The following is a 25,199-nucleotide window of genomic DNA, read 5'->3' as shown; positions in this document are numbered from 1 at the left end:
CTCCTCAATGGAAGTAATCAGGGCCACGCAGATTGGCGTGATCGACGATGGCGGTCGGTTCGGTGGAATGCCTTGCGGCCTTGTGATTGGCGATGAGCGAGGCGATGCTCTTGCAGTTCAGCCCACCGATCTCGACAGCGCGGGCTGAGACGGCTTCGGCGCGATCGCGTGTGACATCGCGAAACAGGCGAAGGACACCCAGGCATGTTCGAAAGCCTTGTTCAGGATGTGGGCGGCTGGCGAGGATTGCGACAACCAAGCCTTCCGTCTCGGGCCCGACGGATGCGGCCCAGCGACGGAAACGATCCGGCGTCCACTCGGCATATCGCCGGTGGGAGCTGGGCATATGATCCGGATCCGTCCCATGACGAGGGCCGCCATAGCGGCGCTGATGGACGGCAATGCGCTTGCCGCGGTGGAAGATCTCGATGGTGCGTGCCGTTGCCCTCAGATCGACTTGCTGACGAATGAGGTTGTGCGGTACGGAATAGAAGAAGGTCTTGAACTCGACGTGGTAATCCGTCGAGACGCGGGCCAAACGCCACTCGGCGAATTCGTAGTCTTCGCTCGGAAGGCTTGCCAGCGCAGCACGCTCGACGCTCTCAAACAGTTGCCGGCGACTGACGCCCAGCCGACGCATGACGTGATCATTGATGCGATTGAGTGCCTGGCGAATTGCGGCATTGGCCTCGGCCAGCGAGAAGAAGGTCTGGTTGCGCAGCCGCCCCAGAATGCATGACTGGGCGAAACGCACGCCGTTCTCGACTTTCGATTTGTCCTTCGGCCGTCGCGGCCGTGCCGGAAGAACGCCGACGCCATAATGGGATGCCATCATGCCGTAGCTGCGATTGATCTCGGGATCGTAGAAGCTGGCGCGGCTGACGCCCGACTTCAGATTGTCGGGGACGATCAGGCGGGGAACGCCATCAAAGAAACGAAACATCCTGACGTGTGAACCAATCCAATCCGGCAGTGTCTGGGTCCAGGTCGCTTCGGCATAGGTCAAGCTGGACGCACCCAGCACTGCCACGAAGATCTCCGCCTCACGGATCTCGCCGGTGTCTCGATCAACGATCGGGATCTTCTTGCCGGAATAGTCGACGAAGACCTTGTCGCCGGCGGCGTGTTCCTGGCGCATCGTCGGCGAAAGCCGCTGTTCGAAGCTGCGAAAGAGCTCGCAGAACCGGCTGTAGCCATATCCGTCGGGATGACTTCCTCGATACTCCTCCCACAAGATGAGGAGCGTGACGCCCGGCTTCTTGAGCTCGACGGCAAGATGGGCCCAGTTCGGCTCTGTGCGCCGCCGCGTGCCCTGCTTGACGCCATTGCGAGCGAAGAGTTTGTTCTCAAGCGCGTCATCGGTCAGCTCGCCTGGCAGGGGCCAGCTCAACCCGATTGCCGCTGCGCGCCGCAGATTATCCTGCACCGTACTGCGTGCTATTCCCAGCACGACCGCAATCTCGCGGGAGCTGGTCCCGCTTCCGGCAAGCCGAAGCATTTGTCTCAACTGTCTCATGGTCAGCCTTCTCTTTGCCGGCATCAAAATGTCCTCGTTCATCGCGAGGTAATTGATGCCAAAGTTGCTGACCCAGGAGGTAATCTTCAGTGCCGAAAACCGGCCGGTCTTTGGTTGGAATGGTGGCCGGCTTCATACCGGAATGGTGGCCGGTGTTTGATCGGAATGGCGGCCGGCTTCACGTCGGAATCCGCACCCGCGATCTCTCCGGAAGCGACACCCTGTCATTTACACAGGAGTTTCTGGCTCAGATGCTGGGCACTCAACGCAACAGCGTGTCCATCGTTGCGAATACGCTCCAGCACGCCGGCCTGATCCGATATCACCGGGGGCACATCGAAATCATCAATGTGCCGGGCCTATTGGAGAGCACTTGCGAGTGCTACGGCACCGTCAAGGCATATTACGACAAGCTCCTGCGCGGCCACTAAGCATGCTGCATGAGGCTCAGAAGTCGCTCTCAACATCTTGAGTAATACCGAGTGGGGGGAATCTGTCACCGAAGTTGCCCCTAAAGCGTCGATCGCTACTACCGGGATTCCGTCTCTTTTTGCGCCTCGTTAATCTACCCGTTGCGCGCGTTGAAGCTTCTTGGTTTCCGCGTCCAGCAAACGGGAAATCTGCCGACGCTTAAGGGGATCTAATTGTACGGCCATCAGTCTTCGCCAGTAATGGGCGACGTTCGCTTGGCTGTTGCGGACGTTCATCCTTGGGTGGGAACTACCGCTTCTGGCGCAACTTGCCCGTTTGAACGAACCGTCGCGATGAGACGGACGAATTAACCATGTACGGGCTCTGGGCTTGAGATCCAATCCGGATCCCGATCGATTGCGCGTGCTTCGCTAGCGGAGCAGCAACAGGCGGCCCCCGCTGGTGTTAGAAGCACCAACGCAGGCCTGACCCGCAACCTGGTAAGAGGTCTTGGGCTATGAGAAGTGATAGATGGCATTTCCGCCGTCCGGAAGGGGACCGGCGGAGTTCGACGGTACGGCAATCGGGTCATAGACGACATTTGGGACAATCGACTGGATCGCCACCGCCTGGAGCCTTCGACAACGACATCGACAGGCTGGTCGATGAAGCCATGAAGGCGGCGCTCGCCGGAGAGGTCCGGGGCGACATCACCTTCGGCGAGTATGCGTCGCTCTTCGGCTTCTTCCGTTCGGCGGTGATGCAGGAAGGCCGGTTGTTGGAAATGGCCGTCGAGCTAGCCGTCCAGCGGAACCCCAATCTGAAACTATTGCCGACGAAAGCGATGCCGATCGTGCCCGCCGCGCAGGAGATGCTGAAGCGGACGCCGTCTGAGGAGATCAAGGGTGTGCGCTTTCCGTCTCGAGTGCATTCGACCGAGACCTACAAGCCTGACCTGTTTGTGGTGAACAGAACAACACACAGCGGGCTAATCCTGGACATCAAGCGAAGCCTCGGCTCCTACCGTCCTCAGGAAGTGGACCGGCTGCGGTTCAGGATGCTGGCGGTGGCGGCGATAGCGCCGGAATGGGTGGCTGAACACCAGGGGCCGCTCCTGGTGAAGATCGAGACCGCTATCGTCGACGGAGCCGATCAGGTGTCCGATCCCGAGCGGGGTGTCTTCCGACTTTCGGAGATCGACGACCTTCTCGAATCCGAGGGCGCTGCCGGCTCCATCAGGCTGATCCGGGAAGCGTTCTCCGGTCGGGTCCAGGATGAGCTCGCGCGCCGCTGCCGGACGCTGGCGGGCGACCACGTCGAACCTGACAAGTACCTCGACGGAGCGAATCCCGCGGGCGACCATCCGCCAGTTGGGCACGAACAGGCCTCTGTCGTTCCGTTGCAGGCGTCCGTGACGCAACAGTCCCGCTTCGGATACGCCCGAAGGCCGAGCCTGCACTGACGCCAAAGGCGATTCCAGCGCTCCATTGTCGACATCACCGACCGCAGCATGCTGCGGAACGGGAGGAGTATGTCCCCATGAGAAAACCCGTCCCCTGGAAGGAGCCTTCGCGGCTCACAGTCGAAGCGCCAAGTACCAGGAAACAGAAGCAGGCGAATCCTGCAGGCGTGGGCAACGGCGTCGGAGCAGCCCCAAGGTCGAAACCTAGGAGGTCGCCCGCATCGGCAACCCACACCGTGGCGCCAACCGTCAAGCCAAGGAAGGCGACTGCCTCGCTTCCGCTTCTGATGCTCCTCGGACACAGCGAATCCTGTGCCGAGCTCAGGCGCGCCGGCGGCATCACGGCTTGCGACTGCAGGATCAAGCCTATGGAAGATCCTGCTGTGACGGTGGGTCTCGTCATCCATTATGCACGGATCAGCCTCGCCCAGCGGGTACCCATTCCGACCGTCATCATCGAACTGCTGACTCGACGGATCGAGGAAGGTGATCCGGCCTGCATCATGGTCGCCGAGTGGTGCGACGCGTCCGGGCTCCTCAACCTGAAACCTTTGACGCGCTCGAAGCGGAGGCCTGGGTGATGGATATCCGTCTTGCAAATCATCTCCTTTGGCGTCTCCGCCACCGCGCGGAGGCTGACGCCATCGACCATGCCGTGGAAGGTGGAATCCTTGTTGAGAGGCTTCGGACGTCGGAAGGGCGGAAGTTGCGGACCTTCACGCCGGGGCCAGCTGTCGCCGGCAAATCGCAGGCCGAGATCTCGCGTCTGATCCAGCATAGCGGCAATGGCGGTCCCAGATCTGGCAGAGCGACGGAAGACGACGTGTACGGCATTGCGATGGAGGATTTGGAGAGTTCAGCCGGTCGCGGTACCAAAGGACTCCGGAAGGGCAGCGGTGCGTCGCGATCCTTTGCAGACCGTCTTCCGGATACGGCAAACCTGCTCCGCACTGTGCGCCGGTCGGCGGAGCCTCTGCGCGCGCTAGACGTCGCTACCATGCTGCTCGTCGCCCAGTCGATCACCATGAGCGCGACACCGGTCGACGAAGTCCTGGAGGCGCTGCGTTTCCCCAGTCCCATCATGACTATCACCGGGCGCGTCGCAGGATTCGAGGAAGCATTCCTCGACCTGCTCGGGCGGGGGCTGGTTCTTCCCGGCATCGTAGCATCTTGCAACGGCAATAACGTCGCGAGGGATGGTTATGGACTCCGCTTCGCCCAAGTCCCCGGTGATCCCCGCTGGCGGGTGGTCACCTTCCAGGGGCAAGATTTCGAGGCAGGTGATGAACAGCAGGCCGAGCGATGCGTCGCAGGCGCCGCCCGGAGTGTCTATCCGATCCTTGGCGTTGCCGAGAGCGATGATCGACTTCCGGAGCTCCTCCGACACGCCGCCCGGATCAATCTGACCTGCGGTCCGATGGACATGGGCATCATCCGCCAGACCATGCGCGCGGTTCTTGGAACAGTGTCGGAAGCTGGCATCGCCCACGCCCATGCATCAGCGCTGACGCTCTCCGATCTGGCGCTCGCGATCCGGCCAGGAACGTCCGTGCGACGCGCCCTTGACCTTCTGGATGACCTTGCCCGCATGCGGCTCGCATCTGCCGTCGAGCAGGAGACTGGCAGCGGCACTACAGACAAGGATTCCGGCCGAAAATCATCCAGCGGCACGAGGGCCTCAAAATCCGGGCGCGACAATCCAGGATCGGGCAGCGCGCGCCGCCATCCGGCCGTGCTGACAGGCACCGAACGGGACCGCTTCATTCCCCGCGTGGAAACGCTGACCGGGTATGGCAAGGCCAAGGATTGGGCACTCGGCCTGAAGGAAGACGTCGAGTTGTGGCGGGCAGGAAAGCTCACTTGGGAATCCATGAGTGTGAAGCTCTTGCTCAGCGGTCCACCAGGAACGGGCAAGACAAGCTTCGCAGAGGCGCTCTGCAACAGTTTGCAGATTCCGCTGATTGCGACTTCGGTCGCGACCTGGCTTGAGCCCGGCTATCTTGGGGACGCCCTGAAACGAATGAGTGCAGCCTTCGCCGAGGCGGAAGCCGCCGCGCCATCGATTCTATTCATTGACGAAATCGACGGCATCGGCAAGCGGGGCACCGAAGGGGAATGGTCGACCTACTGGAACACAATCGTAAATCGCGCGCTTGAGCTTCTGGACGGCGTTGCAAAATCGTCTGGCGTCATCGTCATTGGCGCTACCAACCGCCCATCCGCGATCGATCCCGCCATTGTCCGTTCTGGAAGGCTTGAGACGCACATCATTATCCCAAAACCCGACACGACGGCGCTGGCAGGAATCCTACGCCATCATCTTAAGGGGGATCTCACCTCCGTAGTCGCCAGTGCCCCTGCGCGGCCGTCGGGCACGGATCGCGATCCAAAATCCGAAATCTCCGACACTACAGACAAAAGGGCGTTTCAATGCTGACGTTCAAACCTGGCAGCCAGATTCAGAGCTGGGCATTCGAGGTCGAACTGGGCCGGCTGTCGGCGCTTGTTTCCGATATGGAGCAGGTGGGCCTTGGCACTCCGGTCGAAGACTTGGTCGAAAATGCTCCACGCCTCGACAGCTGGCTTGTCGGTGGACGCTCGAGCCCGTGCCTCGTCGGGCTTTCCACGGGCCATCCGAGGCTCACGGGCGATGAGCGGCCGATCACCACCTCGGACCTGTGGCTGATGTCGACGGACGGGAAGTGGGCTCGCACTTTGTCGCGCTGGTACAAACTTGGCAGGCATGGCCGCTCGTTCGGTGACTCGTGAAACGCGGGATGCCCCTATTCTCACTGCTCCAGGGAGGCGTACATGACTGTTGACGAAAGCCCTGCGGGCAACGCCGCAGTCCCCGAAGTTCTCCGCGCACTGGCGCTGAAGGCGGCGGGGCTGACCGGAGCCGACATTGAAAGACTGGTCCGAGAGGCGCGCCATAAGGCGCGTCGCGAACAGCGTGCTCTCGTGTACTCCGACCTCTTCGACATCCTCACTTCCGGTCGTCCCCAAAGGCCACATACACTGCGGTGGCGAATGGCCGTTCATGAGTCCGGGCACGCTATTGCCTACCTCACTCTCGGGATCGGCAAAATCACCGCGATCACTATCGACAGTGCGGCCGGCGGTTACATCGAAGCCGAGATTCCCGACCTAAACGAAGAGACCGAGGATTTGGGTGGCGCAGTGCTGGTGATGAGAATGGCCGGACGTGCGGCGGAATATGAAATTCTGGGATCGGTCACCGCAGGTTCCGGCGGTTCTTCCACCAGTGATCTGGCAACCGCAACGGCGCTGGCCACTCAAATGGAAACTGTCTTCGGCTTTGCAGCGGAGATGCCCCTTCTACATCGACCGATGGAAGACCGCTCCACGCTACTCACCTACCATCCTTCGCTGGCGGAACGGATCAATGACCGACTTGAGGGTGCCTATGCGCGCGCGCGCAACCTGATCCGGCGCAACAGTGCCGCAATCGAGTTCCTCGCCGAGGCTCTCATCAGGCATGGAACGCTGGAAGGGAATGATCTGAATGCGGTTCTCATCCGGGTCCGTAGTCGGATGATTCATGCTGGATTCTCGGCATGAGCATGATTTCGTACGATGGTGGACGGTCGAGTGACTTCGACTTCTCGTTTCGGTCTTCGCTGCTGATCTACAATCCGCTGATTGCCGAGCGCGTCAAACTCCACCTCTTCGTGGCGGTGGACCGGACCTCGAAGTTCGCCTTCGCTCGGCTGATGGCAGAAGGCGACCACCGTCACCGGCAAGACCTTCCTTGAGGAGTTCGTCGAAGCTGTCCCCTACAAAATCCACACCGTGCTCACCGATAACGGCCATACAGTTCGCCGACCTTGCCCCAAGAACCGGGACGGCACCACCGCAAGCTGGCGCGGTTAAGGGCACGAATGATCCCAGAGAGGCCCGTTGGTTAGTGCGGGGCGACCCGACTCTGGCGCATTGGCAACGCTGCAGGCGTCGGGAGGACTTTCGGGCGATTGCCCATCCGCCGCGCACTGACGGAGCAGAGCAGTGAAAAAGCCCGAAATTATTTTCGCTCGCAAGAGGATATATCCGTCCGCCCGAGCAGTCTCAGACCCTCAGTCGGGCCTCCTTTGAGCAGAACGAAGACGGGGTATCCGACTGGCCTCATCAAGGATTCGTGCCCCGTCCATTTCATGAGAGCGCCGGAGCAAGCACCGGGTGCTGGGGGGCGGCCGGAATCCTTTGCCGGAAGGATTAGATCCTTGCGGTGGACACTTTGCATGCAATTGTTGACACTATAGATGACATTGGTCCGCGAAAGGATTCGCTCATCTCCAATGTACTCATATTAATCGTGGTCGTTAAGGCTGAATACGTTCTCAAATATTCGCCAAAATCCGGACAAATGGCTCGGATAGGCGAAACAACGCTTCATTCAATGGGATTGACATGCCGACCAATATACAGAATGACTTTCTATCGTGAGTACTGAAAGACTGATTGAGACCAACTGGGCGAGACCCGCCCGCCACCGGAAAAGACAGAGAAATTTCCGAGGAGCAACCTGGGGAGACCTGAGAATGACGAGAGCCCCACGAACTGGAATCTATTGCCGGTCCGCCACTGAGGACCAATCCCACCCCGCATCAAACGTCGCGGTCCAACAGGCGGAGTTGACCGCCTACTGCGTCAAAATGGGTTGGCAGGTGGTAAAATGTTGTCTCGACCAGGCAATATCGGGCCATTGCTTCGAACGTCCTGCGCTTAATGAGCTCCTGGCAGCGGTTAAAACCAAACCGCGCAGGTTCGACATAATACTTGTCCGTGATTTTTCGCGGCTGGGACGTTCAATAATCGCCCAGCGCCAGATTGTGAAGATAATAAAAGGTGCTGGGATAGAAATTAGAACGCCGCAGAGCGAGCAAATATCATCGTATTGGCCTTATTTCGTGGACAAAAACTTTCTCTAAATTCTCAGAGACACAAGCGGGAGGATAAATAATGCGTATTCATTTCGCAACCGATGCACGTCCGAGAAGCATGGCCAAGAAGTTAAGGCGGCGTGGCGTGGAGAAGGGCATTGAACTCAAGTTGACTGCAGCCAAACACGCCATGGCGCGAGTCTACGGCTATCGGAACTGGATGGAGTTGGTCTCTACACTAAACACCAGTCCACCATCTCCGTGGGATTCTTACATCGATCTGGACGAGGTACTCCTGCGGAAAAATTACCAGGTGAAAGCATTGGCGTACAAACTTGGCATTGAAGAGATCACAGCTGCGGAACTCATCGCTGAGCTGCAACCGACCGAAGCGAACGCCGGGTCTATGCGCCCGCAGGTTACGCCCTTTCAACCCAGCGCTGTGACGGTAGTCACGAAAACGCGACGCAGAGCTCCGTCTAAATCGGACAGCACGATCCGCATTTTTGATTTCGTCGCGATCGCGTCCCAACCGTCAGACCCCAACAGTAGCTGGGAGGAATAACCGCATTCGAAGGGGAGTTAGTGGTCGCCGCCCGCCAGTCTGTTCCGAGGGCCAAATGTGTGTGAGGCGTTATGTCATTAGGTAAGAGATCATCAAAGAGCTCCGGACCAAGCGGGCCGGGCACCGATCAACCTGTCGTCTTTCCGGAAGCGCCAAGATCACCGACGCGCCGCAAGATTTTGGACCGAACCAGACGATCGCCACTAAGTCCCGCATCTCGTCGGAGCGCGATCGCCGTCACCAACCGTCGCGGCGCTTCGCGCAGACGCCGGCCGCACATCGTGCAAATCTTGATGCCTCTAGTCCCGACCGTCACTGAGGGCGAAATCGAAACCTTAGAGGTCATTCTGAAAGGTGCCATCAGTTTTGAGAACTGGGAGCCCAGGATCATACAATAGCCCGCTTCGCTCCAAAGCCCCTCTCGCCAAGGTGAAACCGACCATACAGCTACCTGAATAGAGGGAAGGACCACCTGTCAAGCAGGTGGTTTCACCCCACTACAAGTCTGGAGAAATACATGGCTAAAAGAGTAAAATCCTCTGCAAAGGGAGTTTCTACATTTTCATTTGCAGATATCGTTGGCACGTCAAAAGTACGGAAGCCGGAGACCATCGCATCGCGGCGCGCACGGCTGCGCGGAAAGGATATCCTATCCAGCTCTACTGCACTGAAGACCATCCGCGTTGCACTTTATCTGCGTGTTTCGAGCGACAAAAGCGTCCAAAGCAATCTTTCCATACCTGATCAGGAAGCCCAGCTAAGAGCGCTCTGCAAGCAGGAGGGGTGGATCATTGTTGCTGTCTACATAGAAGAAGGCGTTTCGGCGAAAACGGCTGCCCGCCCGCAGTTTCAGAGGATGATTGCTGACTCGCAATCCCAAGAAAGGCCCTTTGAGAAAATTCTCATTCACAATACGTCTAGGTTCGCCCGCTCGTCGAGCGATTATGCAATTTACGAGAAACTGTTGGTTCAGCACAACATCGAGATCGTCTCCGTTTCTCAAACCTTTGCAAAAGACGCGGGTGGAATGATTTCAAAGCGGATTTCTAATCTCTTTGATGAGTTTCACTCGCTCCGATCGGCTGTGGATTCAATTCGGGCAAGGCGCCGAATGGTTGAAATTGGCCATTGGCCTGGTGGTCCTCCGCTCTTTGGATATCGACTGATTCCAGCAGGAGATAATCCGTCAAGAAAATGGGTGGCAATCCGGCATGAAGAGCGCGGCGTGGTTGAAAGGATCTACTCAATGGCCCTTTATGGCGACGGCGAAGGGCCGCCACTTGGGTTACAGGCTATCGCTAAGTGGCTCAACAAACGAGGCTACCGGACCCGCGATGGTGCACGCTGGGGTGGCCAAGCAATCCACAAGATGCTTACAAACCCGGCCTATTACGGCGACTACTACTGGTTCGTGAATCCATCAGAGAACGAGTTTATCGAGGACCAGGATCCCATACTGATGGGCATCCCAGCGATTGTAGCTCGTCAAATGTTCGAAGAGGTTCAACTGCTCCTTGAGAGACGCAACCCAAAGATGCATGGGGCGAAACTCATAAGCAGTCCACTACTTCTAGCGGGAATCGCCCGGTGCAAGTGCGGCGCATCAATGACGTTGGGGACGGGCACGGGGAAGCTTGGCGTAGTGTATCGGTACTATCGGTGCAGCGCAGACAGTCGGGGATTAGATCGTTGCAGTGGACCGCGGATTCCGGAAGGCACGCTTGATTCCGCGGTCCTCGATTCCCTAAAGGACCGGATCCTTGACGAAAATCGCTTGTCAGACCTGCTCATCCGACTGAGCGAACGCGACGCACGGCAGCGCACCCGTGCCGACGGGAAGATCCCTGAATTTCAGGCGCGAATGAAGGCCGCGGAAACGGCCTTGCAAGGTATTATGGCGACTGCAAAGCTCGCACCATCCATTACTTCCCAGCCTACCTTCCAAAGGGAGCTAGAGTTGGTGTCAAGCGAATTAGCGGCAGCTAGTCACCTGATGTCCGAAGCGCTTGCGAAAGGTTCCGAACGCTCTGAGGTAACTCCTGCGAGGATAGCTTTCTTCCGATCCCAAATGGAAGAACTGCTGTTTGGATCAAATCGAGCGGTTGCGAAAATCTATTTGGCCACGATCGTCGCACAGGTTGAGGTGGGCGAGCGGTTCGTGCGTATCCACGGCCGCGTCTCGGATCTGAGGGATGCAGTCAGCGCGACGGGGCAAAGCGAGGGCGGTGTCGGTGGCGTACCCGGGGTTCGTAGATATGTTCGCAGATGGCGGCTCGACGCTGACACGAACCACGGACTGCGCCGGCGCTGCCACCAATTCGCCGAGCAGCCGATCGATGGCGTCGAAACTTGTGACAAGCTGATCAAGCAGCCGGCGGCCGGTGTCGGTCAGTTCGACGCGGCGATGGTGACGTTCGAACAAGGGCTGGCGCAGGAAGGTTTCAAGTTCGCGGATCTGGCGGCTGATCGCCGCCTGGGAAACGAAAAGCTCCTCGGCGGCCTTGCTGAAGCTAAGGTGCCGGCCCGCCGCCTCGAAACTCCTCAATGCCGTCAAAGGCAGCCGCCCGCGCTTCATTCGCATAACCCAGGATTATCCGAAGTGGAAATTATACTCGTTTGAAGGCCAAGGCCAGCGGCGGTCTAATCGCGTCAAAGGAGACCGACCATGATCCAGTTCCTGAGCATCTTTGGCGATGTGATGCGGGTCGCAACGTTCCAATGGCGTGACGAAAGACACCACGCAAAGTGTGGCGAAGAGACTGTCCGCCACGGCCGCTGGGCGCCTCCGGTTGACAGGCTGCCGTCTCGTCGCTGCCGCCCATGACGGCGCAGGGGACACGGGGCGGGGATTGCGTTCTCCCGACGAAGCTCACATCTATCGCGCAGAAGCACGCGATACGGAGACTGCGGTGCACGACCCGCATGGGCAGGCCCATACTGTCAGACCGCCAGGGCGCGGGCGCAATTGGCCCGGCCCGTGGCGCAAGACGCCCGGCCGTGTCCTCGGCACGTCTTTCGTGCGGCTTTACCAGCTGACGCTTTCCGGTTTTGTCGGCAATTCCTGCCGGCATGTGCCGACCTGTTCGGAATACGCGCATGAGGCGATTGCCCGCCATGGCCTGTGGGCCGGCGGCTGGATGGGGTTTTTCCGCGTGCTGCGTTGCGGGCCGTTCGGCACGCATGGCATCGATTTGGTACCGGAAGTGCTGGCGGACCGTTATGTCTGGTTCATGCCCTGGCGGTACTGGCGGATCGGCCGGAAACGCGGCAAAGCCCAGGCCTGACGGTGGCCTAACTTCAAAGTCGGACTATTTCGTACCATTCAGCATCATGCTGGGTCGCCGTTTTGATACATGGAATCCTCCAACCACGACGCGACTTCTGTCCAAAACCAGTTGCCGATAAAGCGATCGTCACAGGCGAGGCCCAGTCATTTTTTTATATTCTCTCCAGATTCTGATTGCCATATATACTATGTAGCGCTCATGATGGTATATCAGATACATAATAATAAACAAAACAACAGTGAAGGCGACTGTTCCAACTAAAGATAGTATGAATTCTATCGGGTGTTTTTCGAATTTAATCCAGCTGAATTTATCTCTTATTTCTCCAGATGCCAGCGCTGATGCTGATATGCCGATCGTGTACCCGATCAGGCTCGTTAACGCGATATAGGCTATAACTTTTTTCCAAACACTCATGGAGAGCAAGGCCATAATTTCATTTCTGATCGGCATTCGAGCAGTCGACGCAGACATTGTCCAGACGGGTTAACCGGCGACGATATGAGCTCCTCAGATTTGAAGTGCAACACGCGTTGAATTAACGCGTGTTTGATGGGCCAGCATTATATGGATATCGATTTGAGGGCAGATTTTTAGAATTCGGTAGGGTTAACGCAAGCCTGCACAAAGACTGCGCATTTGAGACAAAATCGAGACAAGAGACCTCGCTAAGTCCGCTGGCGAACACCCTACTGGAGCGAGCATCAATGCGTAACATCGACCGTCTTCCCTTTATCCTGGCTGGAGTCCTCTTCCTGCTCGCCTGGCTGCTGGGGTTCCCGATGCGCGCGCAATCTGCGCCGCTTGGGGATGTGCAGTGCACATTGATCGCCGAAGCGGCGAGCGGCAAGGTTCTTTATCAGGACGGCACCTGCGACCAGCGGTTCAGCCCGGCCTCGACGTTCAAGGTGCCGCTTTCGCTGATCGGCTATGACGCCGGTATCCTGAGCGACGAGCACACGCCGAGCTGGGACTACAAACCCGAGTTCGCGGCGGTGAAGCGGGACCAGAAGACAGTCGACCCGACGATCTGGGAAAAGGATTCGATCCTCTGGTATTCGCGTGAACTTACCCGCAAGCTTGGACCGCAGAGCTTTGCCGGCTATGTCTCGAAACTCGACTACGGCAACAAAGACGTTTCCGGTAATCCCGGCAAGAATGACGGGCTTACCCATTCCTGGGTCAACTCCTCGCTCAAGATCACGCCGGTCGAGCAGGTCGATTTCCTGCGCAAGCTTCTGGCGCACAAATTGCCGGTCTCGGCCAAGGCCTACGACATGACGTCAGCCATCATCCCGACATTCCAGGCCGGAGGCTGGACGGTGCAAGGCAAGACCGGCAGCACGAGGCTGGCCAATGATGCCGACAAGATCAGGGATAAGCGTTCGCTCGGCTGGTTCGTCGGCTGGGCGAAAAAGGACGGACAGCAGATTGTCTTTGCCCGCCTGGTCGTCGATGCCACCCGCACTGATATGCCAAAAGGTCTCAAGACGCGCGCGACGTTCCTGAAAGACCTGCCGCTGCTGGTGAAGTAACCCGTCAGGCGGTTCGGCGCGCGCGGATGATGTGGCCGCCGGAAGTGTTCGTCATTCCCTTCGGGGCTTTGGAAAAGCGAGCGGCGAGATCGCCGCTCTCGATATCCTCGATCTCGTCGAAGCCGAGCTCGCCCAGGGATTTCGCCAGTTCGGCCGGAACGAAGAAGCTGATCCATGGCTCCCCGACAGATGCGACGCGGGCCGCATGGAAGGCCAGCGCGGCCTGTCCCGCCGCGTCACGGTTCTCGGCCGGTTCGCTGTAGTCGAACACGACCTCCGAGCCGGGAAAGCCTGCGATCCAGGACAATGTGTTGAAGATCGCTTCCTTCGTCAGGTAGGGCACGACCCCCAGCCAGATGAAGAAACTCGGCTCGCTCGACCGCAAACCGGCGGCAGCCAGTTCGGCGGAGAGACTCTGCCGCTCGAAATCGACCGGCACGAATCTGGTGGCGGTTGGCTCGGCAAGTCCGCTATCGGCAATGCATTTGCGTTTCCAGGCTTGCGTGGCCGGGTGATCGACTTCGAACACGCTGAGGTCGGGATACGGATTGCGCAGCGAAAACGTATCGAGGCCGGCGCCAAGCACGACGAGTTGGCGGACACCGCGACGCACCGCGGCCGCCAGCCAGTCCTCGGCGAAGCGGGCGCGCGCTGCCACGAACAGACGCATGCGCCGGCGGCGCTCGTCTTCCTGCTCAAGCTCGCGCGCCGCGGGAGCGGCTTCACCCAGAATCGCGATCGCGTAGGGATCGCGAAACAGCCCCGCCTGCGGTGAAAATTGATGCAGGGCCCTCATGCGGGCGACGCCAAGGGCGGTTCGGCTGGGTGTTGCGTTTTCCATATCGACAATTCCAGACGATTGCGGGGATGTTCGCAAGCCTGAGCGGTGGGATGCGACATCTCTGCCGACATTTCCTGACGGCCGGCCAGCCAGCACTCTTTACCTGGCCCGGCACTGCCTCTAAAACCCGCGCGCTGCCGTTTGTCCATGTGATTGGCGCATCCGGCTTTATCTAGTGCATGTCGTAACCCCAGGACTGTCATACACTTTTGGGCGACATGCATTTCAACCACCCGCGCTCGTTTGCGGGACTGGATAGGAGAACCATATGCTGAATTCCGTTTCCCTGACATTTCCCGACGGCTCCGTCCGCGACTACGACGCGGCGATGACCGGCGCCGGCCTTGCCGAATCGATCTCGAAGTCGCTGGCCAAGAAGGCCGTCGCCTACGCCATTGACGGCACCGTGCGCGACCTCTCCGACCCGCTCGGCAAGTCCGGCAAGGTCGAGATCATCACCCGCGACGATGCGCGCGCGCTTGAGCTTATCCGTCACGACACCGCGCACGTGCTGGCGGAGGCCGTGCAGGAATTGTGGCCGGGGACGCAGGTGACCATCGGGCCAGTGATCGAGAACGGATTCTACTACGACTTCGCCCGCAACGAGCCGTTTACGCCGGACGATTTTCCGGTGATCGAGAAGAAGATGCGCGAGATCATCGCGCGCAACAAGCCGTTCACCAAGGAAGTCTGGTCGCGCGACAAGGCGAAAAAGGTCTTCGCCGACAAGGGCGAGCGCTACAAGCTTGAACTGATCGACGCCATTCCCGAGGATCAGGACCTCAAGATCTACGCGCAAGGCGACTGGTTCGACCTCTGCCGTGGCCCGCACATGGCCTCGACCGGCCAGATCGGCAACGCCTTCAAGCTGATGAAGGTGGCCGGTGCCTATTGGCGCGGCGATTCGAACAACCCGATGCTGACACGCATCTACGGCACGGCCTGGGCCGACCAGGCACAGCTCGAAGCCTACCAGACGATGCTGGAGGAGGCCGAGAAGCGCGACCACCGCAAGCTCGGGCGGGAGATGGACCTCTTCCATTTCCAGGAAGAGGGGCCGGGCGTCGTCTTCTGGCACGCCAAGGGCTGGAAGATGTTCCAGAACCTGGTCAACTACATGCGCCGCCGCCTCGACGAGCAGGGCTACCAGGAGGTCAACGCGCCGCAGGTGCTCGACAAGAGCCTGTGGGAAACGTCAGGCCATTGGGGCTGGTATCGCGACGCCATGTTCAAGGTGACGGTCGCCGGCGACGATACCGACGACGACCGCGTCTTCGCGCTGAAGCCGATGAACTGCCCGGGCCACGTACAGATTTTCAAGCATGGGTTGAAGTCTTATCGCGATCTGCCCGTAAAACTTGCGGAATTCGGCAATGTGCATCGCTACGAACCGTCGGGCGCGCTTCACGGTCTCATGCGCGTGCGCGGCTTCACGCAGGATGATGCGCATATCTTCTGCACCGAGGAGCAGCTGGCGTCGGAATGCCTGCGCATCAACGATCTGATCCTGTCGACCTATGCCGATTTCGGCTTCGACGAAATCAGCGTCAAGCTGTCGACGCGGCCCGACAAGCGTGTCGGCACCGACGAGGCCTGGGATCATGCCGAGGCGATCATGGGCAGCGTGCTGGAGACGATCAGGACGCGGTCCGGCAACCGGATCAAGACCTCGATCAATCCGGGCGAGGGCGCTTTCTACGGGCCGAAGTTCGAATATGTGTTGAAGGATGCCATCGGCCGCGAATGGCAATGCGGTACCACGCAGGTCGATTTCAACCTGCCGGAACGCTTTGGCGCCTTCTATATCGGCTCGGATTCGGAGAAGAAGCAGCCCGTCATGGTACACCGCGCCATCTGCGGTTCGATGGAGCGTTTCCTCGGCATCCTGATCGAGAATTATTCCGGCCATTTCCCGCTGTGGTTCGCGCCGCTGCAGGTGGTGGTGGCAACGATCACCTCGGAGGCGGACAGCTACGCGACCGAGGTGGTGACAAAGCTGAAGGCAGACGGGCTGCTGGCGGAAGCCGATCTGCGGAACGAGAAGATCAACTACAAGGTTCGCGAACACTCGCTAGCCAAGGTGCCCGTCATCCTCGTCTGCGGCAAGCGCGAGGCGGAGGAACAGACGGTCAACATCCGCCGGCTCGGCTCGCGCGACCAGGAATCGCTTGGCCTTGCCGAGGCGATCGCGCGACTGACCGAAGAGGCCGTTACACCGGACCGCAGGCGCAAACGCGCGGCCTGATCCGATAGTTCCCAGGAATGGCGGTGGAGCGATCCACCGCCATTTTCATATCCCTGTCACGCCAACCTTGTAACGAGCCCTCATGCTCAAGCTGAAGACGCGCGAAAAACCGTTTCCCGAGCTTTCCTATGCCAATCCGCGACAGCCGGCGCTGACGCGCTGGGTCATTCATTCCATTGAAGGCCTGTCGGGGCGCGACCGCTATGCCGCGCTCTATGATTTCTGGCGCCGCCAGGTGGTGCCATCAGGCGAGCGCGTGTTCAGCCGCATGCTCGACTTGATCGATGTGCGGATACGCACCGCCGACCAATGGCCGCCCGCGCCATTGCCGGACACACCGCTGGTGATCGTGGCCAACCATCCGTTCGGCATTGGCGACGGCATTGCCGTGCTGTCGCTGGCGGAGCAGTTGGGGCGGCCGTTCCGGGTGATGATCCACAAGGATCTGCTCAAGATCCGCGAGATGGAGCCCTATTCGCTGCCGATCGACTTTTCCGAGACCAAGGAAGCGCTGAAGAACAACATGGCCGTGCGTCACGAGGCGGTGCGGCTGCTGAAGGAGGGTGTCACCATCGTGGTATTCCCCGCCGGTGGCGTCGCCACCGCGCCGAAAGGCTTTGGCCGGGCGCGCGACCTGCCATGGAAGATGTTCCCGGCGCGTCTGGTGCAGGATGCCAAGGCATCCGTCATTCCGATGCATTTTTCCGGACAGAATGGCAGGCTGTTCCATTTGGTCAGCGGGCCGATGAACATGGCCGAGCGCGATGGCCGCGTGGCCAAGTTCGTCGGCAAGGCTTCGCTGACGCTGCGGCTTTCGATGCTCATCCACGAATTCGCGCGGCTTTCCGGCAAGGCGATCGACGTGCGCGTCGGCGATGTGCTGAGCTGGAGCGAGTTGGAGCCGCTGCGCGATCGCAAGGCATTGCTCGAGCGGCTTTACCGCGGTGTGTTCGACCTGGCGCCGCAAGTGTCGCGCCGCCGGATTCCGTTCCTGCCGGCGCGGACGAAACTGGCCGCCTAAGGCTAGTCCGCGCCTTCTTCGGGGTCCATGGCCGCGGCTTCGGATGCCAGAACCTCGATTTCCTGGTTCTGCCCGGCCACGACCGTGAAATCCTTCTGGTAGATACGGTCGCGGTTCTTGGCGATGATCGTGTAGTCGCCCTCGGCAAGCACCATCGAGGCGAAGGCGCCGACGGTCTCCTTGATCGGATCGCCGGATTCGTTGAGCAGCGACCATGACGTGTCGGCGATGGCTTCGCCACCGGCTTCGCGCACCAGCTTCATGGTGATCTCGGCGGCGTGATGCTCGACGGTGGCTTCGGTCAGCTTGCCGGCCTCGACGCGGATGTCGGAGCGGATCACCGCGTTGACCGCACCGTAGGTCGAGACGACATGGTAGATGCCGGCATTGAGCCGCACGACGCTGTTGGGCTCGACATCGGGAATGATCAGCGCGCGGTCGCCATTGGCCTCGGCGGTGCCCTCATAGATCGAGAAGCGCAGTTTTTTCGGCGGAATGCGCACGCCGCCGGACAGGACCGCGTCGAGCTTTAGGCCGCCGGCATCGAGTACCAGGCTTTCCCGCTTGGCTTCCTTGCCGACAGTGATGCGCTTGGTGGCGCCGGCGCGGCCATAGGAGGCATGGACCAGATAGCTGCCGGGCTCGAGCTGGAAGACGGCGCTGCCGCCATGCGCGGAGGCGACCATCGGCAATTTGCCGTTGACGGGCTCAGGCTTGAAGACACGCCAGACGAGGCCGCGGGTAATGTCGGTGCCCTTGTCGGTCAGCTGCGCCGACAAAGTGATGGCGCCACCGCCGCCAAGCGCCAGCGGGGCTTCGCTCTTGGGCGTCGCATAGCTCGATATTCCGGGGAGTTTCAGGTCGCCCACGCCATCCTTTTGCTGCGCAGCAGCCAGGGAGACCGGCAGCAGGAACAGCGCGGCGCAGAGCCAAACCAGGAAAAGACGCAGTCGCCCCTCAAACATGCCTTGCGTTGAAGCCCATGGCGGTGGCAATTTCAAGGCTTAAGAGTCCGATCCATGGACTCTTCAGCCCGGCGCTCGCGCGCCTTTGCCCGAGCCGCCCGAATTCCCGATGGTGCGCTTCAGCTCAAAACAGAGTGTTCAGGAGACTTGCGCCCATGGCGTCGCCGATCATCGACTTCCTGCTGACCCGAAATTCCGCGCCGATTCCGGACCTCAAGGAGCCGGCGCCCAGCGACGCCGATATCGCGACGATGATCGCCGCCGCCACGCGCGTGCCTGACCATGGCCGGCTCGAACCCTGGCGCTTCATCCTTTATCGCGGCGATACTCGCATCGAGATCGGCAAAAAGCTGGCGGCGCTTGCCGAACAGCGGGAAGGGCCGCTGCCCGAGGGCCGCCGCAACCAGGAACTGGCGCGCTTTTCCCGTGCACCGCTGGTGATCGGCGTGGTGTCGGTGCCGAAAGAGAACCCCAAGATCCCGCAATGGGAGATGTTCCTGTCCGGCGGCATGGCGGCGATGAACCTGATGATATCAGCCAATGCGCTGGGCTATGGCACAAACATGATCAGCAACTGGTATTCCGACGTTCCGGAGGGCAGGGCGATCCTTGGACTGGCGCCGCAGGAGCGCGTCGTCGGTTTCATCCATATCGGCTCCTATGCCGGCCCGGCGCCGGAGCGGCCACGGCCCGATCCGGCAAAGCTCTATGCCGACTACACGGGACCCTGGGCAGGCTGAATGTTCTACGAACCGTCAAAGGGGCACGGGCTGCCGCATGATCCGTCGAAGGCGATCGTGGCGCCGCGGCCGATCGGCTGGATATCGACGCTGAATGGGGCAGGCGAGATCAACCTGGCGCCATACTCCTTCTTCAATGCCGTTTCGACGCGGCCCTTCATCGTCTGGTTCTCCTCGGAGGGCGAGAAGGACAGCGCTTCCTTTGCCCAGGAGACCGGCGAGTTCGTTGCCAATCTGGTCAGCCGCGATCTCGCGGAGAAGATGAATTATACGTCCGTCAACGCGCCGCGCGGCGTCAACGAGTTCGTCTATGCCGATCTCGCCATGGCGCCTTCGCGTCTCGTGAAGCCGCCGCGCGTCGCGGCCGCGCCTGCCGCGCTGGAATGCCGGGTGACGGAGGTGTTTCGCCCGAAGGCGCTGGACGGAACGCCGACGAGCGCCGTCGTTGTCGCCGGCGAAGTGGTCGGCGTGCACATTGACGACGCCTTCCTGAAAGACGGCCTGTTCGACACCACCAAGGCTGGCAATGTGGCTCGGCTTGGCTACTTGGACTATGCCAGCGTCGACGAAGTCTTTTCGATGCGCCGGCCACGCTGGGGCAAGGATTAGGTTTCAGACCTGGCAGATCACCGCGCCTTGTCGGCTTTCCGTCGGGCCGTCATGACGGCTCTGATATAGCCGGGCTCCCCGATCTGGATGCTGCCGTCGGGAAGGCCGAGAATGCGGTCGAGAGCGATTTCGTAGAGCCTGACGCGTTTTTCCAGGACCTCGATCGCGACCTCCATATCGGCGTCGCTGCCGCCGGCGATCGCCTTGGCGACGACATCATGCGTGGCCAAGCCGAACTGCATGACGATGTCGGCGACACCTTCCGGATCGAAAGTCCTGAAGGTGCCGTCTTCGACACCTTGCCGGATGACCTTGACCAGCAGGGGCGAAAAAGACGCTTGAGCCGCCAGGTTGATGCGGTGGAAAAGAACCAGATTCTCCGGCCGAAACATCGTTTCGAAAAGAGCCCAGGCCTCCGCTGCGGTCTCGATCTTGGCCTGTCGCGACTGGCTGAGCAAGCTGTTCAGCCGTCCAAGCGGGTCGAGGTCGGGATCGTCGAGTACACTCTGAACCGCAGCCAGCGCCTGCCGCGCGAAACGGTCGGCCAAGGCTTCCAGAAGAGCCTCCTTGGAGGGGAAGTAGTGATAGAAGGCGCCCTTCGAGATGCCGGCTGAGGCAATCACGTCGTTGAGGCTCGCTCTGTCGTAACCCTGCGTCAGGAACAGGGCCTGGGCATGGTCCAGAATGTCTTCTCGCCTGATCTCTGGATGCTTGATGACACGGGGCATGACGAAACCTTCTGCACGCGCCGGCCGCTCCCGTCCAGCACGGATATCAGACAGTCCGCTTGAAACACGGACCACTGGTCGGTATGATAGACCATTGGTCTGTTTCAGCCAATGCAGGCGAGGGGCATAATGTGGAAGGTCGGTCATGATCGCGAAATTGCTTCTTCAGACATTCATCTGGTTCGGCGTCATGGGCGCCTTGCTCTTCCTGTCGGCGGGCACCTTTGCTTGGCCAGCAGCCTGGGTCTATCTGGTGGTGATGGTGGGGCTGAGCCTCACCATGGGCGTGGCGCTGGCGCGACGCGATCCGGGCCTGATGAATGAGCGGCTGAGCCCTCCGATCCAGAAAAGTCAGACTCCGGCCGACAAGGTCCTGCTCTCCATACTTCTCATCGGCATCTTCGGCTGGCTGAGCTTCATGGGGTTCGACTTCCGTTTCGGCTGGTCGGCGGTCCCCTTCTGGGCGCAGGCGGTCGGCGCGCTGGTCCTGCTGGTCGGAATCTGGATCTGCTACCTAACCATGCTGGAGAACAGTTTCGCCGCACCCGTGGTAAAGATCCAGGATGAGCGCGGACAGCGCGTGATCACCACGGGCCCCTACAGCTACGTTCGCCACCCGATGTATGCCGGCGCCATCCTCTTTTTCGCCGGCACCGCACTCCTGCTTGGCTCTTGGTGGGGGCTGGTATCGGTGCTCGTGTTCATCGTTCTCCTGGCCATCCGCACCTTCATCGAGGAGAAAACCCTGCGCACCGGCCTGCGCGGCTATAACGACTACGCAACCCGGGTCCGCTATCGCCTGATCCCGATGGTCTGGTAGCCGCCGCACCAGACGCGCGCGGCAGCTTCGCCATCACGGAAGGAATCCTTCACCGTGACCACGCGAAAAGCGATTCCCCTTCCTCTGAACACACGCTAAGAGAGCGGCTTCGGCGATGCGTTGGGGTTAGCGTATCGACCTTGGGGATAGTGCGGGGGCACCACTGGCATGAAAAAACGCGACTCGCTGGGAGCCCGGCTGCGCTACGGCTTCGACAAGAGCATGGCCGCCGGCCCGATCGCCCTGATCGGCTGGCTTGCCGTCGTTTCCCTGCTGATCATCATCGCCGCCGCCGCTTTCCTTGCCGTGACCCGCATCGCGCCGGAAGGCGGCGAGCCGCTGAACTTTTTCGAAGCGTTCTGGGAATCGCTGATGCGCACGCTCGATTCCGGGACGATGGGCGGCGACACCGGCTGGGCCTTCCGCATCGTCATGCTGGTCGTCACGCTTGCCGGCATCTTCGTCGTGTCGGCCCTCATCGGCGTGCTCAGCGCCGGCGTGGACGGCAAGCTCGATGAATTGCGCAAGGGCCGTTCTCGGGTGCTGGAGAGCGACCACACCATCATCCTCAACTGGTCGCCGTCGATCTTCGACGTGATATCCGAACTCGTCATCGCCAATGCCAGCCGTCGCCGTCCGCGCATCGTCGTCATGGCCAATATGGACAAGGTCGCGATGGAGGACGAGATCGCGGCCAAGGTCGGCAAACTGGGCAACACGCGCATCATCTGCCGCAGCGGCGATCCGACCGATCTCTATGATCTCGCCATCGTCAATCCGCAGACCTCGCGGTCGGTGATCGTGCTGTCGCCGGACGGCGACGATCCGGATTCGCAGGTCATCAAGACGGTGCTGGCGCTGGTCAACGACCCGAGCCGGCGCACCGACCCCTACAACATCGCCGCCGAGATCCGCGACGGCAAGAATGCCGAGGTCGCCCACGTCGTCGGCGGGGCCGAGGTGCAGCTCGTGCTGGCCGACCAGCTGATCTCGCGCATCGTCGTGCATTCGAGCCGGCAGTCGGGTCTCAGCGGCGTCTATTCGGAACTGCTCGATTTCGACGGCTGCGAGATCTACACGACAGCGCAGCCAGGGCTCGCCGGCAAGACCTTCGGCGAGGCGGTGATGGCCTATGAGCATTGCGCGCTGATCGGGCTTTGTGACCAGGACGGGCGTGTCAATCTCAACCCGCCGTCAGATACCGTGGTCGGTGCGGATATGCGCGCCATCATCATCGCCGAGGACGATGCCGCGATCAGGCTCGGAAGCACCACGATCAAGATCGATACGGCGGCGATCCTCGGCCCGCGGTCCGTCGAGGCGAAGCCGGAGCGAACACTGATTCTCGGCTGGAACCGGCGCGGTCCGATCATCGCCTATGAACTGTCGCGCTACGTCGCGCCTGGTTCGATCCTGACCGTCGCCGCTGATACGCCTGGCCTCGAGCAGGAAGTTGCCGGACTGCCGGTTGCCGGCGACAATCTGTCGGTTTCCTGCCGCATCACCGACACCTCGAGCAGCACGGCGCTGGCGAGCCTGGACGTGCCTTCCTACGACCACGTGCTCGTCCTCGGCTACAGCGAAGCCATGGCTGCGCAGCCGGCCGACACGCGCACACTGGTGACGCTGCTGCATCTGCGCAAGATCGCCGATGATGCCGGCCTGCACATCTCCATCGTCAGCGAGATGATCGACGTGCGCAACCGCGAGCTTGCGGCGGTGACCAAGGCCGATGATTTCGTCGTCAGCAACCGGCTGGTCAGCCTGATGCTGGCGCAGGCCTCCGAGAACCAATATCTCGCCGCGATCTTCGATGATTTGCTCGACGAGCAAGGCTCCGAAATCTACATGCGCCCGGTCGCCGACTATGTCGCCATCGACCAGCCATTGACCTTCTGGACGATCGCGGAATCGGCGCGGCTGCGCGGCGAGATCGCCATAGGCTACCGGCGAATCCGCGCCGGAGATGCCGACCAGCGGGCGCTGGGCGGCGTTACCGTCAATCCTCCGAAGTCGGAAGCGCTGACCTATCTGCCGGAGGACCGGATCATCGTGCTGGCGCGGGACTGACGACCAAAGGCTCGCCAGGCTAAACGGAGATCCCGGCTGCCTTGGCGCGGGCCAGCAGCCGTTCGGCCAGTCGCAGATGCGGGCGGTCGAACATCTTGCCGTCAATGCCGACGACGCCGGGATTCCCCGCCGCCTCGAACGCCGCGACGATCGCCGCCGACTGTTTCACCGCCTCGGCCGAGGGCGTGAAGGCGGCGTTGATGACGGACACCTGGTCGGGGTGGATCGCCATCTTGCCGGTGAAGCCGTCGCGCTCGGCCTCCGCGCATTCCGCGGTGAAGGCCGCCATGTCGCGAAAGTTCGGGAACACGGTGTCGATCGCCGCGACCTCCGCGGCTGCGGCCGCAAGGATGGTCGTCAGGCGAGCGTGGCGGAACAGGTCGGTGTAGCGGCCGTGCTCGTCGCGTGCCGCGCGTGCGCCGATCGCCGCAGACAAATCCTCTGCGCCCCAGGTCAAGCCGGCGAGCCGCGCGCTTGCGCCGGCATAGGTCGCGGCGGCGAGCACACCCGCCGGGGTTTCGGTGATGATCGGCAGGATTTTGATCGAGCCGTCGGGCAGGTCGTTCTCGGCCTCCCAGACCCTGAGCTTTGCCGAGAGCTGCTGTACATCCTGGCCGCTGTTGGACTTAGGCAGCATGATGCCGACCGGCTTTGCCGAAACGAGCGCGGCAAGATCGTCATCCGTCAACCCGGTCGAGAGGTCGTTGACCCTGATGTAGATGGCCGAGCTGGTTAGCCCCCTGCGTTCGGCAATAAAGCGTGCCGCAATGTCTCGCGCGGCTGCCTTGTTCTGCGGCGCCACGGAATCCTCGAGATCGACGATCACCACGTCGGCGCCCGCGCCAAAACCTTTTTCAAGCTTGCGCTCGGAATCGCCGGGGACGAACAGCAGCGAGCGCATCAGGCGGCCTTCTTCAGCATCATCGCTTGCCTGACGCATTTGGCGACGAGGTCGCCATGCTGGTTGTAGGCGCGGTGTTCGAATTCGACGATGCCGCGATCGGGCTTCGATTTCGATTCCCGCACCGAGATGACAGTGGTCTCGACGCGGATGGTGTCGCCATGGAAGACCGGGTGTGGAAAGGTGGTTTCCTTCATGCCGAGATTGGCGACCGTCGTGCCGACCGTGATGTCGTTGACCGAAATGCCGATCATCAGGCCGAGCGTGAACAGCGAGTTGACCAGCGGTTTGCCCCATTCGCTCCTGGCGGCGAAATCGAAGTCGATATGAAGCGGCTGCGGGTTCAGCGTCATCACCGAAAACAGCATGTTGTCGCTCTCGGTCACGGTCTTGCGAAGCGTGTGCTGGAAGACATGACCGACGACAAACTCCTCGAGATATAGGCCGGCCATTTTCAGTCTCCTGCACTGATTGACGGTTGATAGGCGCTGCATTCAGCGGTCGCAAGCCAGTTAATGAACATGGTGAACCGTTCGTAAACCATTTCTGCCTACCGTCTCCAGCGGGGCCGGAAACCTTCCG

General features: G+C 60.6%; 23 protein-coding genes and 3 pseudogenes. 18 read left to right on the top strand and 8 right to left on the bottom strand.

From position 1 onward, the window contains the following. Positions 1 to 4 precede the first annotated feature (4 nt). Entirely contained in the window at positions 5 to 1,516 is a 1,512-nt protein-coding gene (gene istA / locus ACVILI_RS21015; RefSeq protein ID WP_148307437.1) for an IS21 family transposase, read from the bottom strand. Between the two features lie 89 nt (positions 1,517 to 1,605). On the opposite strand from istA, the gene ACVILI_RS21010 reads away from it, so the two are divergent. From ACVILI_RS21010 to ACVILI_RS20965, 10 genes and pseudogenes are all read left to right on the top strand, one after another. Further along, a complete protein-coding gene (locus tag ACVILI_RS21010; RefSeq protein ID WP_457102584.1) occupies positions 1,606 to 1,947 on the top strand; it encodes a Crp/Fnr family transcriptional regulator in 342 nt (113 codons plus the stop codon). 653 nt (positions 1,948 to 2,600) lie between these two features. Further along, complete coding sequence (locus ACVILI_RS21005; RefSeq protein ID WP_069090401.1) at positions 2,601 to 3,389, top strand: hypothetical protein; 789 nt, start codon at positions 2,601 to 2,603, stop codon at positions 3,387 to 3,389. Between the two features lie 368 nt (positions 3,390 to 3,757). Continuing rightward, positions 3,758 to 3,970 carry a hypothetical protein gene (locus ACVILI_RS21000; RefSeq protein ID WP_141700865.1) on the top strand — a complete coding sequence of 71 codons (213 nt, stop codon included), beginning with the start codon at positions 3,758 to 3,760 and terminating at the stop codon, positions 3,968 to 3,970. After that, positions 3,970 to 5,826, top strand: coding sequence for an AAA family ATPase (locus ACVILI_RS20995; protein WP_069090400.1), 1,857 nt, complete (start codon positions 3,970 to 3,972; stop codon positions 5,824 to 5,826). The genes ACVILI_RS21000 and ACVILI_RS20995 overlap by 1 nt, the downstream gene beginning before the upstream one ends. After that, positions 5,820 to 6,158, top strand: coding sequence for a DUF6634 family protein (locus ACVILI_RS20990; RefSeq protein ID WP_051726803.1), 339 nt, complete (start codon positions 5,820 to 5,822; stop codon positions 6,156 to 6,158). The genes ACVILI_RS20995 and ACVILI_RS20990 overlap by 7 nt, the downstream gene beginning before the upstream one ends. A 42-nt stretch (positions 6,159 to 6,200) precedes the next feature. After that, positions 6,201 to 6,971 (top strand): ATP-dependent metallopeptidase FtsH/Yme1/Tma family protein, encoded by a 771-nt coding sequence (locus tag ACVILI_RS20985; RefSeq protein WP_051726802.1) that lies wholly within the window; start codon positions 6,201 to 6,203, stop codon positions 6,969 to 6,971. A 95-nt stretch (positions 6,972 to 7,066) separates the two neighbouring features. Then, a pseudogene (locus tag ACVILI_RS20980) lies at positions 7,067 to 7,220 on the top strand (IS481 family transposase); the annotation flags it as partial. A gap of 728 nt (positions 7,221 to 7,948) precedes the next feature. After that, positions 7,949 to 8,338 carry a recombinase family protein gene (locus ACVILI_RS20975; RefSeq protein ID WP_083246459.1) on the top strand — a complete coding sequence of 130 codons (390 nt, stop codon included), beginning with the start codon at positions 7,949 to 7,951 and terminating at the stop codon, positions 8,336 to 8,338. A gap of 31 nt (positions 8,339 to 8,369) precedes the next feature. Continuing rightward, positions 8,370 to 8,855: a hypothetical protein gene (locus ACVILI_RS20970; protein ID WP_141700864.1), complete on the top strand. Its 486-nt coding sequence runs from the start codon at positions 8,370 to 8,372 to the stop codon at positions 8,853 to 8,855. A gap of 517 nt (positions 8,856 to 9,372) precedes the next feature. Next, positions 9,373 to 10,590: pseudogene (locus ACVILI_RS20965) on the top strand (recombinase family protein); the annotation flags it as partial. Between the two features lie 519 nt (positions 10,591 to 11,109). Here ACVILI_RS20965 and ACVILI_RS20960 read toward each other — a convergent pair. Continuing rightward, positions 11,110 to 11,430: pseudogene (locus ACVILI_RS20960) on the bottom strand (LysR family transcriptional regulator); the annotation flags it as partial. Between the two features lie 334 nt (positions 11,431 to 11,764). Between ACVILI_RS20960 and yidD the strand changes: the two are divergent. Then, positions 11,765 to 12,139: a membrane protein insertion efficiency factor YidD gene (yidD, locus tag ACVILI_RS20955; protein ID WP_027046894.1), complete on the top strand. Its 375-nt coding sequence runs from the start codon at positions 11,765 to 11,767 to the stop codon at positions 12,137 to 12,139. 129 nt (positions 12,140 to 12,268) lie between these two features. Here yidD and ACVILI_RS20950 read toward each other — a convergent pair whose 3' ends face one another. Continuing rightward, on the bottom strand, positions 12,269 to 12,595 hold the full coding sequence (locus tag ACVILI_RS20950) for a hypothetical protein (RefSeq protein ID WP_019858455.1): 327 nt from the start codon (positions 12,593 to 12,595) through the stop codon (positions 12,269 to 12,271). A gap of 254 nt (positions 12,596 to 12,849) precedes the next feature. On the opposite strand from ACVILI_RS20950, the gene blaOXA reads away from it, so the two are divergent. Next, positions 12,850 to 13,677 (top strand): class D beta-lactamase, encoded by an 828-nt coding sequence (gene blaOXA / locus ACVILI_RS20945; RefSeq protein ID WP_038647092.1) that lies wholly within the window; start codon positions 12,850 to 12,852, stop codon positions 13,675 to 13,677. Between the two features lie 4 nt (positions 13,678 to 13,681). Here the strand turns inward: blaOXA and ACVILI_RS20940 are convergent, their stop codons facing one another. After that, a complete protein-coding gene (locus tag ACVILI_RS20940; RefSeq protein WP_019858452.1) occupies positions 13,682 to 14,518 on the bottom strand; it encodes an SAM-dependent methyltransferase in 837 nt (278 codons plus the stop codon). Between the two features lie 268 nt (positions 14,519 to 14,786). On the opposite strand from ACVILI_RS20940, the gene thrS reads away from it, so the two are divergent. After that, on the top strand, positions 14,787 to 16,763 hold the full coding sequence (gene thrS, locus ACVILI_RS20935; protein ID WP_038647090.1) for a threonine--tRNA ligase: 1,977 nt from the start codon (positions 14,787 to 14,789) through the stop codon (positions 16,761 to 16,763). Between the two features lie 82 nt (positions 16,764 to 16,845). After that, positions 16,846 to 17,784 (top strand): lysophospholipid acyltransferase family protein, encoded by a 939-nt coding sequence (locus tag ACVILI_RS20930; protein ID WP_038647088.1) that lies wholly within the window; start codon positions 16,846 to 16,848, stop codon positions 17,782 to 17,784. Positions 17,785 to 17,786: 2 nt separating this feature from the next. Here ACVILI_RS20930 and ACVILI_RS20925 read toward each other — a convergent pair whose 3' ends face one another. Continuing rightward, the gene (locus ACVILI_RS20925; RefSeq protein ID WP_019858448.1) at positions 17,787 to 18,749 is read right to left on the bottom strand and encodes a hypothetical protein; all 963 of its coding nucleotides are present in this window, start codon (positions 18,747 to 18,749) and stop codon (positions 17,787 to 17,789) included. A gap of 155 nt (positions 18,750 to 18,904) precedes the next feature. Between ACVILI_RS20925 and ACVILI_RS20920 the strand changes: the two genes are divergently transcribed. Together ACVILI_RS20920 and ACVILI_RS20915 are read left to right on the top strand one after the other, a co-directional pair. Beyond that, a complete protein-coding gene (locus ACVILI_RS20920; RefSeq protein WP_019858447.1) occupies positions 18,905 to 19,489 on the top strand; it encodes a nitroreductase family protein in 585 nt (194 codons plus the stop codon). Continuing rightward, positions 19,490 to 20,098 (top strand): flavin reductase family protein, encoded by a 609-nt coding sequence (locus ACVILI_RS20915; protein WP_019858446.1) that lies wholly within the window; start codon positions 19,490 to 19,492, stop codon positions 20,096 to 20,098. 17 nt (positions 20,099 to 20,115) lie between these two features. On the opposite strand, the gene ACVILI_RS20910 is transcribed toward ACVILI_RS20915, so the two are convergent. Beyond that, positions 20,116 to 20,826, bottom strand: coding sequence for a TetR/AcrR family transcriptional regulator (locus ACVILI_RS20910; RefSeq protein ID WP_038647086.1), 711 nt, complete (start codon positions 20,824 to 20,826; stop codon positions 20,116 to 20,118). A gap of 145 nt (positions 20,827 to 20,971) precedes the next feature. Here ACVILI_RS20910 and ACVILI_RS20905 point away from each other — a divergent pair, with 145 nt between their 5' ends. Further along, entirely contained in the window at positions 20,972 to 21,646 is a 675-nt protein-coding gene (locus ACVILI_RS20905) for a methyltransferase family protein (protein WP_038647084.1), read from the top strand. A 168-nt stretch (positions 21,647 to 21,814) separates the two neighbouring features. Further along, a complete protein-coding gene (locus tag ACVILI_RS20900) occupies positions 21,815 to 23,716 on the top strand; it encodes a CASTOR/POLLUX-related putative ion channel (RefSeq protein WP_038647082.1) in 1,902 nt (633 codons plus the stop codon). A gap of 19 nt (positions 23,717 to 23,735) precedes the next feature. On the opposite strand, the gene ACVILI_RS20895 is transcribed toward ACVILI_RS20900, so the two are convergent. Together ACVILI_RS20895 and ACVILI_RS20890 are read right to left on the bottom strand one after the other, a co-directional pair. Continuing rightward, positions 23,736 to 24,617, bottom strand: a complete 882-nt coding sequence (locus ACVILI_RS20895) for an HpcH/HpaI aldolase/citrate lyase family protein (RefSeq protein WP_038647080.1) — start codon at positions 24,615 to 24,617, stop codon at positions 23,736 to 23,738. Next, complete coding sequence (locus tag ACVILI_RS20890; protein ID WP_019858440.1) at positions 24,617 to 25,069, bottom strand: MaoC family dehydratase; 453 nt, start codon at positions 25,067 to 25,069, stop codon at positions 24,617 to 24,619. The genes ACVILI_RS20895 and ACVILI_RS20890 overlap by 1 nt, the downstream gene beginning before the upstream one ends. Between the last annotated feature and the right edge of the window lie 130 nt (positions 25,070 to 25,199).

The sequence above is a fragment of the Mesorhizobium sp. USDA 4775 genome (genome assembly GCF_054062655.1).
This window is presented reverse-complemented; position numbering and strand designations above follow the sequence as displayed.